This window comes from Dawidia cretensis (assembly GCF_018598175.1).
GTDB lineage: Bacteria > Bacteroidota > Bacteroidia > Cytophagales > Cyclobacteriaceae > Ohtaekwangia > Ohtaekwangia cretensis.
Map to the genome: position 1 here is coordinate 1 of NZ_JAHESE010000269.1, position 231 is coordinate 231.

Here is a 231-nt window from a genome sequence, read left to right on the forward strand (position 1 = left end):
GCTCATATAAGTACTTAAGAGGTTCAGCATAGTTTGACTTTTGTGACTCTTCATGAGAATAACTGAATTCAAAAAAGTCATGTCTTTGTGCTTGTATGTTTGTAGTAATGATTGAAGGTTCATCATTAAAGTCCCTCTCAAGAAAAAAGAGCACTTCTTTACATTCATTTGAAACAGAAACTATAAAAACCTTCTTTACATGATTGAGCTCTTTAAGACCTTGCATTACAT

General features: G+C 32.0%; 1 pseudogene. It reads right to left on the reverse strand.

Features of this window, described 5'->3' with window-relative positions:
• Positions 1-231, reverse strand: a pseudogene (locus KK062_RS30600) (hypothetical protein); the annotation flags it as partial.